The following is a 15127-nucleotide window of genomic DNA, read 5'->3' on the forward strand; positions in this document are numbered from 1 at the left end:
GGTGTTCCTCCGGGATCGCGCGTCGACGCTGCGGGCACGCGGGGTCAATGAGTGCGGCCATTGTTCCATGTTTTCACCTGGGCCACTCGTCCATCGCGTCGTTGAAGAGTTCGGCCACCACGCCGCGCAGCCAGCTCGCGCGCGGATCGTTGTGAAACTTGCGATGCCAGTGTTGCCGCAAGTCGAAGCGCGGCAACGGTAGCGGCGGCTCGATCAGCGTGATCGACGCATGCTCCGATGCGTACGCGAAGCCGATCGCGTGCGGCACCGTCGCCAGCAGATCGGTGCGCGCGAGGATGAACGGCAGGCTCATGAAGTGCGGCGTTTCGAGCACCGCGCGCCGCTTGATGCGCTTCTTCGCCAGAAACTGTTCGAGCACTTCCTGGCTGCGTCCCTCGGCGCGCACCACTGCATGGCCGGCCGCGACGAACTGCGCGAGCGTGAGCGGCGCCTTCGCGAGCGGATGACCGGCGCGCATCAAACAGATGAAGCGGTGCGTGAAGAGCCGCTGCTGGAAGAAGTTGTTGCCGGCGAGATCCGGGAAATAACCGACGGCCAGATCGACATCGCCCGATTCGAGCCCGCGTTCCACATGGGCGGGCGGCAGCGACACCGAGCGCAGATTGGCGTGCGGCGCGCGTTCGGCGAACAGTTGCAGCAGACGCGGCAGAAAGACGATTTCACCGACATCGGAGAGCGCGATCGAAAACGTGTGCGTGCTGGTGTCCGGGTCGAAGTCCTGCACGTCGAGCATGCCTTTCTCGATGCGCAGCAGTGCGTCGCGCGCGGCCGGCAGGATCGCGAGCGCGCGCGGCGTCGGCTCCATGCCTTTCGATGTGCGCACGAACAGCGGATCGTCGAAGTATTCGCGCAGGCGTCCCAGCGCGGTGCTCACGCGCGGCTGGCTGACGCCGAGTTGTTCGGCCGCGCGGCTGACGTTGCGGGTGTCTTCCATCGCGACGAGGTAGGGGATCAGGTTCAGATCCAGATTGGTGTCCATGTGGGGTTTGAGCTGGCTGCGCCGTGGCGTTTCGTGTCGTTTGGTGTCGTGTCGTGCCCGCCATGCGCGGCACCGACTATTCGTCTACGGCATAAAGGGTAGTCGAAAAATCTCGACTGTAGATAGCGGGATGAGGTGAGCGGTGTGGCGAAACCTGTGATGAACGGGAATCCTCTGCCTTGACAATGCATCGGCGGCACAATCATAATTCTTTGAAACGTTCGCTAAACGAATGTGTGTTCATATACCGAACAAAAACGGATGGACTTTAGCGGAAGTTCGAAGCGAGTATCAAGCCATGCTGTAGCCCGGCGGCACGCAGCGCCCCAGAGGAAATTCGACATGATCAACAAGATTTTCGAGTCACTTGAGTCGGCGGTCGCCGACGTGTACGACGGCGCGACCGTCATGATCGGCGGCTTCGGCACGGCCGGCATGCCGTCGGAGCTGATCGACGCGCTGATCGGTCAGGGCGCGCGCGAGCTCACCATCGTCAACAACAATGCGGGCAATGGCGACATCGGCCTTGCGGCGCTGCTCAAGGCAAAGCGCGTGCGCAAGATCATCTGCTCGTTCCCGCGCCAGACCGATTCGTATGTGTTCGACGCGCTGTACCGCGCCGGCGAAATCGAGCTGGAACTCGTCCCGCAAGGCAATCTCGCGGAACGGATTCGCGCGGCGGGCGCGGGCATCGGCGGCTTCTTCACGCCGACCGGCTACGGCACGAAACTCGCGGAAGGCCGCGAAACCCGTATCATCGACGGCAGGCATTACGTGCTGGAATCGCCCTTGCATGCCGACTTCGCGTTGATCAAGGCCTTCAAGGGCGACCGCTGGGGCAATCTCATCTATCGCAAGACGGCGCGAAATTTCGGCCCGATCATGGCGAGCGCGGCGAAAACCGCAATCGTGCAGGTGTCGCAAGTCGTGCCGCTCGGCGAGCTCGACCCTGAAGTGATCGTCACGCCCGGCATCTTCGTGCAACGCGTGATCGAAGTGCCGCAAGCGGCCCATCAATCGAGCGCCGCCAGCGCCGCCTGAACCGGAGTAGACCGACATGAAAAAGCTGACTCGCGATGAAATGGCGAAACGCGTTGCGCTGGATATCCCCGAAGGCGCGTATGTGAATCTCGGCATCGGCGTGCCCACGCTGGTGGCCAATCACCTCGCCGCCGACAAGGAAATCTTCCTGCACAGCGAAAACGGCCTGCTCGGCATGGGCCCGGCGCCGGCCGCGGGCGAGGAAGACGACGAACTGATCAACGCCGGCAAGCAGCACGTCACGCTGCTCACGGGCGGCGCGTTTTTCCACCATGCCGATTCGTTCGCGATGATGCGCGGCGGCCACCTCGATTTCTGCGTGCTCGGCGCGTTCCAGGTCTCGGCCAAAGGCGATCTGGCGAACTGGCACACCGGCGCGCCGGACGCGATTCCCGCCGTCGGCGGCGCGATGGATCTGGCGATCGGCGCGAAGCAGGTGTACGTGATGATGGAGCACCTGACCAAACAGGGTGAAAGCAAGATCGCCGCCGAGTGCACGTATCCTGTCACGGGCGTCGCGTGCGTCGATCGTATTTACACGGACCTCGCGATGATCGATGTCACCGCGCAAGGCCTCGTGGTGCGCGAGATTTTCTCGGACATCGATTTCGATACGTTGCTCGAGCTGACCGGCGTGCCGCTGATCGACGGCACGCAGTCGCCGGCGCGCGCGGCCTGAACACGCCGCCTTACTGAGCCACCGCACGCAACACCGCATCACCGCGATAAGAACAAGGACAGGGACGCCACCATGCTCGACTCCAGCGCTCGTTTGACCGGCCTGCTGTGCGGCACGCAACCGATGAACGACATCTGGTCGCCGCACGCCACGCTGCAACGCATGCTCGACGTCGAAGCGGCGCTGGCGCGCGCGTCGGCCCTGCATCGCGTGATTCCGGATTCGGCGGTACCCGCGATCGAAGCCGCGTGCCGCGCCGGACAACTCGACGCCGACGCGCTCGCACGCGACGCCGCGTTGGGCGGCAACCTCGCCATCCCGCTCGTCAAGCAACTCACCGCGCGCGTGAAGAGCGCCGACGCGGAGGCCGCGAAATACGTGCATTGGGGCGCGACGAGTCAGGACATCATCGACACGGCGACGGTGCTGCAACTGCGCGATACGTTCGCTCTGCTGGATCACGGCCTGCAAGCCACATGCGACGCATTGGCCACGCTCGCGGCCACGCATCGCGCGACACCGATGATCGGCCGCACGTGGTTGCAACAGGCGCTGCCCATCACGCTCGGCCTCAAATTCGCGCAATGGCTCGACGCGCTGCTGCGCCATCGCGAGCGGCTCGACGCCTTGCGCGCGCGTGTGCTGGTGCTGCAATTCGGCGGCGCGGCCGGCACGCTCGCGAGTTTGCGCGAGGCCGCGCCGTCGGTGACGCAGTCGCTTGCCGACGAACTCGGCCTCGCCGTACCCACCCTGCCGTGGCACACGCAGCGCGATCGCATCGCTGAAACCGCCGCGCTGTTCGGCATGCTGATCGGCACCCTCGGCAAGATCGCGCGCGACATCTCGCTACAGATGCAGACCGAAATCGACGAGCTGGCCGAACCCGCCGCGGCGGGCAAGGGCGGTTCGTCGACGATGCCGCACAAGCGCAATCCCGTCGGCTGCGCGGCGGTGCTGACCGCCGCGACCCGCGCACCGGGCCTCGTCGCCACCGTGTTCGCGGGCATGGTGCAGGAACACGAACGCGCGCTCGGCGGCTGGCAGGCCGAGTGGGATGCGTTGCCGGATCTCGCGCGTCTCGCGGGCGGTGCGCTCGCCCATATCGAACAGATCGTCACAGGGTTGAACGTGAACGTGGCGCGTCTCGCCGCGAACCTCGACGTCACGCACGGGTTGATTCTCGGCGAGGCGGTCATGCTCGCGCTGGGTGACAGCATCGGGCGGCTGGATGCGCATCATGTGGTCGAGCGCGCGTCGAAGGAAGCGATCCGCGACGGCCGTACCCTGTTCGACGTGCTCGCCGCCGATCCGGCCGTCACCGCTCATCTATCGGTCGAGCGTCTGAAGCAGTTGCTCGATCCCGCACACTATGCCGGCCAGGCGCACGCCTATGTCGACGCCGTGCTGGCGCTTCACACCACGCGCGCCTAGCGCACTCACCAGGGAGTAACCGGCATGCCCTACGCCGCAGTCAACGGCACCGAGCTGCATTACCGGATCGACGGCGACCGTCACGGTAACGCGCCGTGGATCGTGCTGTCGAATTCGCTCGGCAGCGATATGTCCATGTGGACGCCGCAGGTCGCGGCGCTGTCGCGGCACTTCCGCGTGCTGCGCTACGACACGCGCGGTCATGGGCACTCTGAAGCGCCGAAGGGACCGTATTCGATCGATCAACTGGCCGGCGACGTGCTCGGCCTGATGGATACGCTGAAGATCGCCCGCGCGAATTTCTGCGGGTTGTCGATGGGCGGGCTGACTGGCGTCGCGTTGGCCGCGCGTCACGCGAACCGGCTGCAGCGTGTCGTGCTGTGCAATACGGCGGCGCGTATCGGCTCGCCGGAAGTGTGGGTGCCGCGTGCCGCGAAAGCGCGCGGCGAGGGCATGCTCGCGCTTGCCGACATGGTGCTGCCGCGCTGGTTCACGGCGGAGTACATGGCGCGCGAGCCGGTCGTGCTGGCAATGATCCGCGACGTGTTCGTGCACACGGACAAGGAAGGCTACGCACTGAACTGCGAAGCCATCGACGCCACCGATCTGCGCCCCGAAGCATCCGGTATCCAGCTACCGGCGCTCGTGATCAGCGGCACGCACGACCTTGCCGCGACGCCGGCGCAGGGCCGCGAACTGGCGGCATCGATCCCGGGCGCGCGATATGTCGAATTGGACGCGTCGCACATTTCCAACATCGAACAGACGGACGCGTTCACCAAGACCGTACTCGATTTTTTGACGGAGCCGACATGAACGACGAAGACCGCTACGAAGCCGGACTCGGCGTGCGTCGCGCGGTGCTGGGCGATGCGCACGTGGACCGTTCGCTCGCCAACCGCACCGAACTGACTGAGGAATTCCAGAACCTGATTACCCGCTACGCGTGGGGTGAAATCTGGACGCGCGACGGCTTACCGCGTCACACGCGCAGCCTGCTGACCATCGCGATGATGGTCGCGCTCAATCGCGGCGAGGAGCTGGCATTGCATTTGCGCGCGGCGAAAAACAACGGCGTGACGCGCGAGCAGATCAAGGAAGTGCTGCTGCAGACCGCGATCTATTGTGGCGTGCCGGCCGCGAATTCGGCGTTTCATCTCGCCGACAAACTGTTCCGCGAGGAAGACGCGGCATCCTGAACGTCGCTTGCCGACACGGGTGACACGGACGACTCGGGCAGCGATGACGGCATCGGCGGCATGGGCGGCAATTGCAGCCGCACTGCCCGCAACACCGTGTCCTTGATCACCTCGCGCCAATGCGCGAGCGCCGCCTTGTCCATCAGCGGCTCACCGAGAAACGCGCCGAGCGTGTACTGATTCGCGTTATAGAAATAACCGAGCGACGCGATCATCAGATACACGTCTCGCGCTTTCACGTCGGCGCGAAACACGTTTTGCGCGATGCCTGCATCCAGCAGCCGCTGCACCACGGAAATCGCGTAACCCGAAATCTCCTTCAGTTTGAGCGACTTTTTCGCGTGCTTGCCTTGATGCAGGTTTTCGCTCGACAGCAGCGTGACGAACTCGGGGTGATCGAGGTAGTACTGCCAGACGAATTCCACCATCTGTTCGAGACCGTGAATGGGGTTGTCGACGTCGAGATCGAGCCGGCTTTCCGCCTCGTTGAACTGCGTGTAGATGGTTTCCAGTACTTCGACGAACAACTGTTCCTTGCTGCCGAAGTAGTAGTAGATCATGCGGTCGTGCGAACTCGCGGCCTTCGAAATGCTCTCCACGCGGCCACTCGCGTAACCCTGTTTCGCGAACACCTTGATCGCCGCCTTGAGGATCTTGGCGCGCGTGTCCTGCGCCTGTTTCGCGCGGATGCCGGTAGCGCCCGGCTTGCGGACGGCAGTCGAACTCATGACGGTCTCGGCTCTCGTTGTTGGACTCACGGTGAACGGCTCGCGCGACGCGTTCGCCGGCATCGGCGTAGATTGAAGCCTCGCCGTCATGGCGCTCAGGGTGCGGATGCCGCGTTGCACCATTGAAGCGAATGCCGGGAAACACGTTGCGCGGACTAATTTGATCGAGTAGATTTCTAACGAGTTTGGTGTAGCGGATACTACACGAACGGTAAGTGACCGCAACATGGAAAGCGGCGATGCGCGAGAAAAGGCCTTCAAACAAGGGTTAATCGCGATGCCTCGCCGCCCGGAGCAGGACCGCTTGTAATGTCGTCGTATGGAAACCCCACCATGACAGAACATACGAAGGTCGATTTCGGTGCGGAGCGCGTCGACGGCGAAACCGCGTCGACGCCGGGTCCGACCGTGCTCGAAAAGGCGGCCCCGCGCAGCGAGCGGATGGCGGCCAACAAGATCGAATGCAATGCGTGTCCCGTGCTGTGTCAGATATCCGAGGGCCGCACCGGCGCGTGCGATCGTTATGCGAATGCGCAAGGGCGGTTGATTCGCGTCGATCCGGTGGTGTTTCTGTCGCGCGATCAGCGTGCCGCTCATGACGGCGCGAACGCCTCCGCTGCGATGGTCGAATTTGGTGCATCGCCGTCGTCTTCATCGGCCTTTGATTCCGCTGCTGGAGAAGACGCGCTGTTCGTCACCGGCGTCGGCGCATCGTCCACTTATCCGGACTACAAACCCGCGCCGTTCATCGTCGCGTCGAAACACGACGGCGTCGACATGGTCACGGTGGTGACCGAAGGCATTTTCAGCTATTGCAGCTTCAAGGTGAAGATCGACACCGATCGCTTTCTCGGCGCGGAGCAATCGAACGTGCGTTGTCAGGGCGAGATCGTCGGCCACGTCACCACCGCGGAATACGGCTCGCAGATGCTGAGCCTCGGCGGCGTCCATCATCTGACCGGCGGCAGCAAGAAGGAAGGCCGCGTGACCTGCGACATGATGCTCGCGCTCGGCAACAAGGAAGCGGTGGAATTGAGCATCGACGACGGCGCGGGTCTGGTGATTCGCGCGGGCGCCGCGCCGGTCGTCGACGGCGTCGAGGAGCAGCGCATGCGCGTAGGTTGCGGCTCGGCGACGATCGGCATCTTCGCCAAACAGTGGTTCGGTCACGTCGACGAAGTCGTGGTGGTCGACGATCACATCACTGGCGTGCTGAGCGAGCATCAGGCGGGGCGCTGTCTTGGCATGGAGCGTTCCGGGGTGAAGATTCGTGGACGGAAATCCACGCCGGGCCGTTACTTTCAGGTCGCGAATCCCGGCACCGGTTGGGGCGGCACCGATATTCAGGATCCTTTGGCGATCGTCGAGGGCTTCGATCCCGCGGTGGCGAAGCCGGGCATGCGCGTGCTGATGGTGTCGACGACCGGCGAACATGCGCAGTGGTACGAACTCGATCGCGATCTCGTGCCCCGCGTCGCGCCGATGCCGGATGCCGTGCGCCGCACGGTCGAGCGGATCGGCGAGAACTGCGAGCCGTCGCTCGCCACCGTGCTGTTTCTCGGCGGCGCGGGCGGCAGTCTGCGCGCGGGCGCGACCGAGAACCCGGTGCTCCTTACGCGTGCGATCAAACAGAATCTGGTCAACGTGACGTGCGGCGGCGCGCCGGCCTATGTGTGGCCCGGCGGCGGCATCACGGTGATGGTGGACGTGTCGCGCATGCCGGACCGTTCGTTCGGCACGGTGCCGACGCCCGCGCTCGTCGCGCCGATCGAATTCACGATGACGTACGACGCGTATCGCGATCTCGGCGGTCATCTCGATGCGGTACGTTCGTTGAGCAGCGTACTGGCGAATGGACCCGAGCACCGGGAAGGCGCGCCGCTCGCGCGCCGCACGCTGGCGCGCCATGCCGGCAATCCATGGCCGCCGGGCATGCCGCCGATGCTCGGCTGACCGCCCGAACCCAAGGCACGAACCCACGGCACGAACCCAAGGCACGAACGAACCTCATGACCCCCACCCGCACGCCACTCGATGCGACCCGCTGGCATTGGCAGCATGGTCCCATCGATCTGATCCTCGCCGCCGACGGCGACGCCCCGGCGTTGCACGCGGCCTACGAGGCGTGCTGGGCGCGCTTCGCGGAGATCCTGCCGGAACTGGTCGCCGAGTTGAAACGGCTGCGTGCGCCCGTGGACCCTCATGCGTCGCTCGACACCTGCGGCGTGCAAGGCCCGGTCGCGCGCCGCATGTGGTCCGCCTGCCAGCCGCACAGCACGCGCTACATCACGCCGATGGCGGCGGTAGCCGGCAGCGTCGCGGACGAACTGATCGCGGCGTTCGCGCGCGACGGCATCTCGCGCGCGTACATCAACAACGGCGGCGACATCGCGCTGTATCTAGGCGAAGGGCAGCAGTATCGGGTCGGTGTCTTCGCCGACCTTGCGCAATGGCGAGGTGCACAAAGTGCCCTGAAACACGGCCCATCGCGCACCAATGACCTGGCGCTCGACGCCAGTCTCACGCTCGACGCCACGCAACCCGTCCGCGGCATCGCGACGAGCGGATGGCGCGGACGCAGTTTCAGTCTCGGCATTGCCGACAGCGTGACCGTGCTCGCGCGCGACGCCGCCCGCGCTGATGCCGCCGCGACGATGATCGCCAACGCGGTGGACGTTCCGCATCCGGGCATTCTGCGGCGCCCGGCGGCTTCGCTGAAAGACGACAGCGATCTCGGCGACATCCCTGTCACCGTTCACGTGCCCGCGTTGCCGCTGCCGCTGATCGACATCGCGTTGGCGCGCGGCATCGATGCCGCGCGACGTCTGCGTGAACAAGGTTTGATCGAAGGCGCCGCGTTATTCCTGCAAGGACAGATACGCGTCACCGGGATTCCCGACGACACTCGCGCGCTGCCGGGCCGGCGCGATCAGACAACCCAGCATACCCAGAATATCCAGAAGACTCAGGAGGCTCCGTGTTCGAAATACGCCGCGTGCTGACGCATGTCGAAGAGATTTTTCACGAGTTCGGTCCCGCGCCCGCGCAGCCGCTCAAACGCGGCGCGATTGCCGCGGTGATGACGAATCCGTTCGCGGGCCGCTACGAAGCGAAAATCGATCACGCGATGGAAGCGCTCAAGCCGATCGGTTTCGACATGGCGCAACGTCTGCTCGCGGCGATGGCGGTGCCGCATGCGGCGATCGAGAGTTACGGCAAGGGCGCGATTGTCGGCGCGCGCGGCGAACTCGAACATGGCGCGCTGTGGCACGTGCCCGGCGGTTACGCGATGCGCGAGCTGCTGGAGAAGAACGGCGTGCCGACCAACGCGATCGTGCCGTCGACGAAGAAAGTGGGCGCGCCGTCCAGTTCGCTCGACGTGCCGCTCACGCACGTCAACGCGAGTTATGTGCGCAGCCACTTCGACGCGATCGAAGTGCGCGTGCCGGGCGCGCCCGCCGCCGACGAACTGGTTTACATCCTCGTGATGAGTACCGGGCAGCGCGTGCATGCGCGCGTCGGCGGACTCGCGAAAGAGGCGATCGTCGGCAAGGACGGCTTGCGCTGACCGGCCGCCGGACGAAAAACGCGACACGCACGCAACACGCACGCAACATGCAACACGAAAAGAACACGCGCAACACGCACCCCAATCGGAGAGCGACATGGCAATCAAGCTTCGCAAGCTGATCGTACAGGTAGACGAAACACGCATTGAAATGGGCCAGCCGATCGATCCGCCGACGCGCCGCGCGGTTGCGATCGCGGTGATCGACAACCCCTACGCGGGCCGCTACGAAGCGAAACTCGACGCGCTGATCGAAGCCGGCGAAGAACTGGGCGCGCTGCTCGGCAACAAGTGCGTCGAAGCCCTGGGCATCGCGCCGGGCGACGCGCACAGTTACGGCAAGGCCGCGATCGTCGGCGAAGCGGGCGAGCTCGAACACGCGGCCGCGATCCTGCACCCCAAGCTCGGCGCGCCGCTGCGCGTGGCGGTCGAGAAAGGCGCGGCGCTGGTGCCGTCGGCAAAGAAGATCGGCACGCTCGGCACCGCGATCGACGTGCCGCTCGGGCACAAGGACGCCGCCTTCGTGCGTAGCCATTTCGATGCGATCGAAGCGCGCGTGTCCGACGCGCCGCGCGCCAACGAGATCGTGGTAGCCGTCGCGGTCACGGCGTCGGGCCGGCCGCTGCCGCGCATCGGCGGCTTGCAGGCCAACGAAATCAAGGGCGAGGACGGCTTGCGCTGAGTTAGCATTCGGGTATTTTTGCCGAGGGTCGCGATGCTTTCGAATTTGCTGGTACAGCTGGTCAATGGACTCGCCGACGCGTCGACGCTGTTTCTGGTCGCCGCCGGTTTGTCGTTGATCTTCGGCGTGACGCGCATCGTCAACTTTGCGCACGGCTCGTTCTATATGTTCGGCATCTACGTCGCGTACAGCATCGCGAGCCGGTTCGGCCACACCACGGGCGGCTTCTGGCTCTCGGTGCTGGCCGCCGCGCTGGTCGTCGCGGTGCTCGGCGCGCTGGTCGAGATCGTCGTGCTGAGGCGGATCTATCAGGCGCCGGAACTGTTCCATCTGCTGGCGACCTTCGCGCTCGTGCTGATCTTTCGCGATGCCGCGCTGTGGCTGTGGGGCCCGGAAGATCTGTTCGGCCCGCGCGCGCCGCATCTGGCGGGCGCGGTCGATTTTCTCGGCCATCCGCTGCCCACCTACGACATCGCGCTGATCGTGATCGGCCCGGTCGTGCTGCTGCTGCTCTGGTATGCGTTGACGCGCACGCGCTGGGGCACGCTGGTGCGCGCCGCGACCCAGGACCGCGAGATGCTCGGCGCGCTCGGTATCAACCAGGCGTGGCTGTTCACCGGCGTGTTCTTCGTCGGCGCGTTTCTCGCCGGACTCGGCGGCGCGCTGCAAGGGCCGCGCATGTCGGCGAACCTGTCGCTGGATCTGGAGACGATCGGCAATGCGTTCGTGGTGGTGGTGGTCGGCGGCATGGGTTCGATTCCCGGCGCGTTCGTCGCCGCGCTGATCATCGCGGAGATCAAGGCGTTGTGTATCGGCATCGGACACGTGACGATCTTCGGCATCGGTCTGTCGTTGAGCCGCTTTACGCTGGTCGCGGAATTCGTCGTGATGGCGGTCGTGCTGGTGGTGCGTCCGTGGGGCCTGCTCGGCCGCGCCACCGCCGCGGTGCGCGGGATGGCGGCGCCGGAAGCGCCGTTGCGGCCGGCGGGCAAACGTCTGAAGTGGCTCGCCGCGATCGCATTGCTGGTGCTCGCGCTCGCGCCGCTCGCGGCCAACGCATTCCCGTATATGCCGGTGTTGCTGGTCGAGATACTGATTGCCGTGCTGTTCGCCACAAGTCTGCATTTCATCATGGGGCCGGGCGGCATGCATTCGTTCGGTCATGCCGCGTACTTCGGCCTTGGTGCGTACGGCGCCGCGTTGTTCCTCAAGGTGCTGAACCTGCCGATGGAAGCCGCGTTGTTGCTCGGCCCTCTGCTCGCCGTAGCCGGTGCGCTGGTGTTCGGCTGGTTCTGCGTCAGGCTTTCCGGCGTCTACCTCGCGATGCTGACGCTCGCGTTCGCGCAGATCGTCTGGTCGGTGGTGTTCCAGTGGGACGACGTGACCGGCGGCAGCAACGGCGTGCTCGGCTTGTGGCCGTCGAACTGGCTGTCGTCGCCGGTCGCGTTCTATTACCTGACGCTGGTGTGCGTGGTGATCGGCGTATGGCTGCTGCGCAGGATGCTGTTCTCGCCGCTCGGCTACGCGATGCGTGCGTCGCGCGATTCGGTGCTGCGCGCCGAGGCGATCGGCATCGACGTGAAGCGCGTGCAGTGGGCGGCGTTCGTGATCGCGTCGCTGTTCTGCGGGCTCGCCGGTTCGCTCTACGCCTTCTCCAAGGGGACGATCTCGCCGGAAGTGATCAGCGTGAGCCGTTCGGTGGATGGCCTCGTGATGGTGCTGCTCGGCGGCTTGCAGACGCTGACCGGTCCGATCGTCGGCGCGGCCGTGTTCACGTGGCTGCAGGACGCCGTCGCGCGGCAGACCGATTACTGGCAGGCGCTGCTGGGCCTCGCGATCCTGTTGCTGGTGATCGCGTTTCCGCAGGGCATCGTCGGCTTCGTTCGCGAGCGTTTCGGCGACGATGGCGCGGACCGCACCGACTCGGCCAATCTTCCTAGCGGCGGTGCGTCCGAACCGTCGCAACGCACGGCGGCGATCGAGGAGGGACTATGAGTCTGCTGCAAGTCTCCAACCTCAGCAAATCGTTCGGCGGCCTCAAAGCGGTCGACGACGTCTCGTTCAATCTCGAAGCAGGCCAACTGCTCGCGCTGCTCGGGCCGAACGGCGCGGGCAAGTCGACCTGCTTCAACATGGTCAACGGTCAGTTGCCGCCCTCGTCGGGTTCCATCCGGCTCGACGGTCAGGAACTGGTCGGCATGCGGCCGCGCGACATCTGGCGTCTCGGCGTGGGCCGCACATTCCAGATCGCCGCGACCTTCAATTCGATGACCGTGCAGGAAAACGTGCAGATGGCGCTGGTGTCGCGCGAACGCAAAACCTTCGGCCTGTGGACGCCTGCAAGCTCGCGCCATGCCGGCGAAGCGCTGGCGTTGCTCGATCAGGTCGGCATGGCGGCGGATGCGCAGCGCGCGTGCGGCGTGCTCGCATACGGCGACGTGAAGCGCGTCGAACTCGCGATCGCGCTCGCCAACCGGCCGAAGCTGCTGCTGATGGACGAACCCACCGCCGGCATGGCGCCGAAGGAACGCAACGACTTGATGGCATTGACCAAGCGCCTCGTCGTCGAACACCGGATCGGCGTGCTGTTCACCGAGCACAGCATGGATGTCGTGTTCGCCTACGCCGATCGCATGATCGTGCTCGCGCGCGGCAAGCTGATCGCCGAGGGCGACGCCGACACGATCCGCAACGACGCCCGCGTGCAGGAGGTGTACTTCGGCACCGGCAAGACCTTCCAGCCGCGCGCGCCGCTGCACGAAGCGGCAGGCGCTGAACCCGGTGACGATCACGCGAACAACCCGGGCCAGGGAGCGCTGCAATGAGCGAGCCGATGCTGAAAGTCTCCGGTCTCAACGCGTTCTATGGCCGCGCGCATATCCTGTTCGACGTCGGCATCGAAGTCGGCCGTGGCGAGGTCGTGGCGCTGATGGGCCGCAACGGCGCCGGCAAATCGACCACGATGAAGGCGGTGATGGGCTTGCTGCCGCGTCGTCAGGGCGAAGTCACGTTTCGCGGCCAGAACATCGCCGCGTTGCCGCCGTACAAAATCGCGCGCCTCGGCATGGGCTTCGTGCCCGAAGACCGCCGCGTGTTCGCCGATCTCACGGTGATGGAAAACCTCGACGCCGGCCGTCAGCCGCCGCGCGAAGGCGCGCCGCAGTGGACGCCGGAAAAACTGTTCCGGCTCTTTCCGAATCTCGGCGAAATGCCCAGGCGCCCCGGCGGCCAGATGAGCGGCGGCGAGCAGCAGATGCTGACCGTGTCGCGCACGCTGATGGGCAATCCGTATCTGGTCCTGCTCGACGAACCGTCCGAAGGCGTTGCGCCCGTGATCGTCGAGCAGATGGCGAACATGATTCTCGAACTCAAGCGCGAAGGGCTGTCGATTCTTTTGTCGGAACAGAATCTGCACTTCGCCGAGCTGGTCAGCGACCGCGCGTATGTGCTCGAAAAAGGGCAGATCCGTTTCAGCGGCACGATCGGCGAACTCGCACGGAACGAAACAGTGAGGCGCGCTTATCTGAGCGTGTGATTCCATCGGCGCCGCGCAAGCACGGTAGTCGCGACGATCGTAACGAGAGGAGAAGCAGATGGCGGCAGAGACGTTGACAGGCTTGTCGGGCAAGGTCGCGGTAACGAACATCGGGCTGCTGTTATCCGGCGACATCGACCGGCCGATTCTCGACGCGACGACGCTGGTGATCGACGACGGCGTGATCGTCGCGATCGGCCAGGAGAAAGACTGCGATCTCGAAGGCGCGCGCACCACGGTCGATTGCAAGGGCACGACGGTGGCGCCCGGTTTGATCGACTCGCACGTGCACCCGGTCTTCGGGGACTGGACGCCGCGACAGAATCAGATGGGCTGGATCGAATCGAATCTGAACGGCGGCGTGACGACCATGATCTCGGCGGGCGAAGTGCATCTGCCCGGCCGTCCGAAAGACGTGCTCGGCGTGAAGGCGCTGGCCATCACCGCGCAGCGTTCGTTCGAGGGGATGCGCGGCGCGGGTGTCGGCGGCGGCGTGAAGGTCATGGCGGGAGCGCCGGTGATCGAGAAGGGCATGGTCGAGGAGGACTTCAAGGAGCTCTCGGAAGCGGGCGTGAAGCTGCTCGGCGAAGTCGGGCTCGGCAGCGTGAAGGGCGGCGAGGAAGCCGCGCAGATGGTCGCGTGGGCGCGCAAGTACGGCATTCAGAGCACGATCCACACGGGCGGCCCGTCGATTCCTGGCTCCGGGCTGATCGATCGCGACGTGGTGCTCGCCGCCGACGCGGACGTGATCGGCCATATCAACGGCGGCCATACGTCGCTGTCGTACCGGCATGTCTGCGATCTGTGCGAGCAATCGACGCGCGCGCTGGAGATCGTCCACAACGGCAACGAACGGATCGCGTTGCTGACCGCGCGGCATGCGATCGAATTGAAGTGTCCGCATCGCATCATCCTCGGCACCGATAGTCCGGCCGGCTCCGGCGTGCAGCCGCTCGGCATTCTGCGCATGATCGCGCTGATCGCCAGTCTCGCCGACGTCCCCGCCGAAATCGCCTTCTGTTTCGCGACGGGCAACACCGCGCGGCAACGCAACCTGCGCCAGGGCTTGATCGAAGTGGGCCGTCCCGCCGATCTGGTGTTCATGGACCGCGCGCAGCACACGGCCGCCGACACGCTGCTGGAGAGCGTGCAGCTCGGCGACATTCCGGGCGTCGGCATGGTGATGATCGACGGTTTGATCCGCTGCCGCCGCAGCCGCAACACGCCGCCGGCGACCGACGTGCCGGTGGTGCTGTGAACGCGC

15 protein-coding genes are annotated in these 15127 nt (G+C 65.3%); 13 read left to right on the forward strand and 2 right to left on the reverse strand.

The window, feature by feature from the left end:
- Nucleotides 1-73: 73 nt before the first annotated feature.
- Nucleotides 74-1000 (reverse strand): LysR family transcriptional regulator, encoded by a 927-nt coding sequence (locus LFL96_RS29435; RefSeq protein ID WP_281001414.1) that lies wholly within the window; start codon nucleotides 998-1000, stop codon nucleotides 74-76.
- Between the two features lie 342 nt (nucleotides 1001-1342).
- Here LFL96_RS29435 and LFL96_RS29440 point away from each other — a divergent pair, with 342 nt between their 5' ends.
- The 5 genes from LFL96_RS29440 (at nucleotide 1343) to pcaC (ending at nucleotide 5350) form a co-directional block, all read left to right on the forward strand.
- Nucleotides 1343-2041, forward strand: a complete 699-nt coding sequence (locus tag LFL96_RS29440) for a 3-oxoacid CoA-transferase subunit A (RefSeq protein ID WP_281001415.1) — start codon at nucleotides 1343-1345, stop codon at nucleotides 2039-2041.
- A gap of 16 nt (nucleotides 2042-2057) precedes the next feature.
- Nucleotides 2058-2720 (forward strand): 3-oxoacid CoA-transferase subunit B, encoded by a 663-nt coding sequence (locus tag LFL96_RS29445; RefSeq protein ID WP_281001416.1) that lies wholly within the window; start codon nucleotides 2058-2060, stop codon nucleotides 2718-2720.
- Nucleotides 2721-2792: 72 nt separating this feature from the next.
- Nucleotides 2793-4151: a 3-carboxy-cis,cis-muconate cycloisomerase gene (locus tag LFL96_RS29450; protein ID WP_281001417.1), complete on the forward strand. Its 1359-nt coding sequence runs from the start codon at nucleotides 2793-2795 to the stop codon at nucleotides 4149-4151.
- A gap of 24 nt (nucleotides 4152-4175) precedes the next feature.
- Nucleotides 4176-4967, forward strand: a complete 792-nt coding sequence (gene pcaD / locus LFL96_RS29455) for a 3-oxoadipate enol-lactonase (protein ID WP_281001418.1) — start codon at nucleotides 4176-4178, stop codon at nucleotides 4965-4967.
- Nucleotides 4964-5350, forward strand: a complete 387-nt coding sequence (gene pcaC, locus LFL96_RS29460) for a 4-carboxymuconolactone decarboxylase (protein WP_281001419.1) — start codon at nucleotides 4964-4966, stop codon at nucleotides 5348-5350. Before pcaD ends, pcaC begins: the two co-directional genes overlap by 4 nt.
- Here the strand turns inward: pcaC and LFL96_RS29465 are convergent.
- Complete coding sequence (locus LFL96_RS29465; RefSeq protein WP_281001420.1) at nucleotides 5305-6078, reverse strand: TetR family transcriptional regulator; 774 nt, start codon at nucleotides 6076-6078, stop codon at nucleotides 5305-5307. The two genes, pcaC and LFL96_RS29465, sit on opposite strands and share 46 nt — an antisense overlap.
- A 333-nt stretch (nucleotides 6079-6411) precedes the next feature.
- Here LFL96_RS29465 and LFL96_RS29470 point away from each other — a divergent pair, with 333 nt between their 5' ends.
- The 8 genes from LFL96_RS29470 to LFL96_RS29505 all read left to right on the forward strand — a co-directional run bounded on the left by LFL96_RS29470 (nucleotide 6412) and on the right by LFL96_RS29505 (nucleotide 15121).
- Nucleotides 6412-8031 carry a 6-hydroxynicotinate reductase gene (locus LFL96_RS29470; RefSeq protein ID WP_281001421.1) on the forward strand — a complete coding sequence of 540 codons (1620 nt, stop codon included), beginning with the start codon at nucleotides 6412-6414 and terminating at the stop codon, nucleotides 8029-8031.
- Nucleotides 8032-8087: 56 nt separating this feature from the next.
- Nucleotides 8088-9080 (forward strand): UPF0280 family protein, encoded by a 993-nt coding sequence (locus tag LFL96_RS29475; protein ID WP_281001422.1) that lies wholly within the window; start codon nucleotides 8088-8090, stop codon nucleotides 9078-9080.
- The gene (locus LFL96_RS29480; RefSeq protein WP_281001423.1) at nucleotides 9056-9646 is read left to right on the forward strand and encodes an amino acid synthesis family protein; all 591 of its coding nucleotides are present in this window, start codon (nucleotides 9056-9058) and stop codon (nucleotides 9644-9646) included. The genes LFL96_RS29475 and LFL96_RS29480 overlap by 25 nt, the downstream gene beginning before the upstream one ends.
- A 97-nt stretch (nucleotides 9647-9743) precedes the next feature.
- Complete coding sequence (locus tag LFL96_RS29485; protein ID WP_281001424.1) at nucleotides 9744-10328, forward strand: amino acid synthesis family protein; 585 nt, start codon at nucleotides 9744-9746, stop codon at nucleotides 10326-10328.
- 33 nt (nucleotides 10329-10361) lie between these two features.
- Nucleotides 10362-12323 carry an ABC transporter permease gene (locus LFL96_RS29490; RefSeq protein WP_281001425.1) on the forward strand — a complete coding sequence of 654 codons (1962 nt, stop codon included), beginning with the start codon at nucleotides 10362-10364 and terminating at the stop codon, nucleotides 12321-12323.
- Nucleotides 12320-13153 (forward strand): ABC transporter ATP-binding protein, encoded by an 834-nt coding sequence (locus LFL96_RS29495; RefSeq protein WP_281001426.1) that lies wholly within the window; start codon nucleotides 12320-12322, stop codon nucleotides 13151-13153. Before LFL96_RS29490 ends, LFL96_RS29495 begins: the two co-directional genes overlap by 4 nt.
- Nucleotides 13150-13863, forward strand: coding sequence for an ABC transporter ATP-binding protein (locus tag LFL96_RS29500; protein ID WP_281001427.1), 714 nt, complete (start codon nucleotides 13150-13152; stop codon nucleotides 13861-13863). The genes LFL96_RS29495 and LFL96_RS29500 overlap by 4 nt, the downstream gene beginning before the upstream one ends.
- Nucleotides 13864-13921: 58 nt before the next feature.
- Nucleotides 13922-15121, forward strand: coding sequence for an amidohydrolase family protein (locus LFL96_RS29505; RefSeq protein ID WP_281001428.1), 1200 nt, complete (start codon nucleotides 13922-13924; stop codon nucleotides 15119-15121).
- The last annotated feature ends 6 nt before the right edge of the window (nucleotides 15122-15127 follow it).

Source organism: Paraburkholderia sp. D15 (assembly GCF_029910215.1).
Classification (GTDB): Bacteria; Pseudomonadota; Gammaproteobacteria; order Burkholderiales; family Burkholderiaceae; genus Paraburkholderia.

Coding starts and splice junctions, on each gene's coding strand:
- LFL96_RS29435 (WP_281001414.1), bottom strand. CDS start 1,000: ATGGACACCAATCTGGATCTGAACCTGATCCCCTACCTCGTCGCGATG.
- LFL96_RS29440 (WP_281001415.1), top strand. CDS start 1,343: ATGATCAACAAGATTTTCGAGTCACTTGAGTCGGCGGTCGCCGACGTG.
- LFL96_RS29445 (WP_281001416.1), top strand. CDS start 2,058: ATGAAAAAGCTGACTCGCGATGAAATGGCGAAACGCGTTGCGCTGGAT.
- LFL96_RS29450 (WP_281001417.1), top strand. CDS start 2,793: ATGCTCGACTCCAGCGCTCGTTTGACCGGCCTGCTGTGCGGCACGCAA.
- pcaD (WP_281001418.1), top strand. CDS start 4,176: ATGCCCTACGCCGCAGTCAACGGCACCGAGCTGCATTACCGGATCGAC.
- pcaC (WP_281001419.1), top strand. CDS start 4,964: ATGAACGACGAAGACCGCTACGAAGCCGGACTCGGCGTGCGTCGCGCG.
- LFL96_RS29465 (WP_281001420.1), bottom strand. CDS start 6,078: ATGAGTTCGACTGCCGTCCGCAAGCCGGGCGCTACCGGCATCCGCGCG.
- LFL96_RS29470 (WP_281001421.1), top strand. CDS start 6,412: ATGACAGAACATACGAAGGTCGATTTCGGTGCGGAGCGCGTCGACGGC.
- LFL96_RS29475 (WP_281001422.1), top strand. CDS start 8,088: ATGACCCCCACCCGCACGCCACTCGATGCGACCCGCTGGCATTGGCAG.
- LFL96_RS29485 (WP_281001424.1), top strand. CDS start 9,744: ATGGCAATCAAGCTTCGCAAGCTGATCGTACAGGTAGACGAAACACGC.
- LFL96_RS29490 (WP_281001425.1), top strand. CDS start 10,362: ATGCTTTCGAATTTGCTGGTACAGCTGGTCAATGGACTCGCCGACGCG.
- LFL96_RS29495 (WP_281001426.1), top strand. CDS start 12,320: ATGAGTCTGCTGCAAGTCTCCAACCTCAGCAAATCGTTCGGCGGCCTC.
- LFL96_RS29500 (WP_281001427.1), top strand. CDS start 13,150: ATGAGCGAGCCGATGCTGAAAGTCTCCGGTCTCAACGCGTTCTATGGC.
- LFL96_RS29505 (WP_281001428.1), top strand. CDS start 13,922: ATGGCGGCAGAGACGTTGACAGGCTTGTCGGGCAAGGTCGCGGTAACG.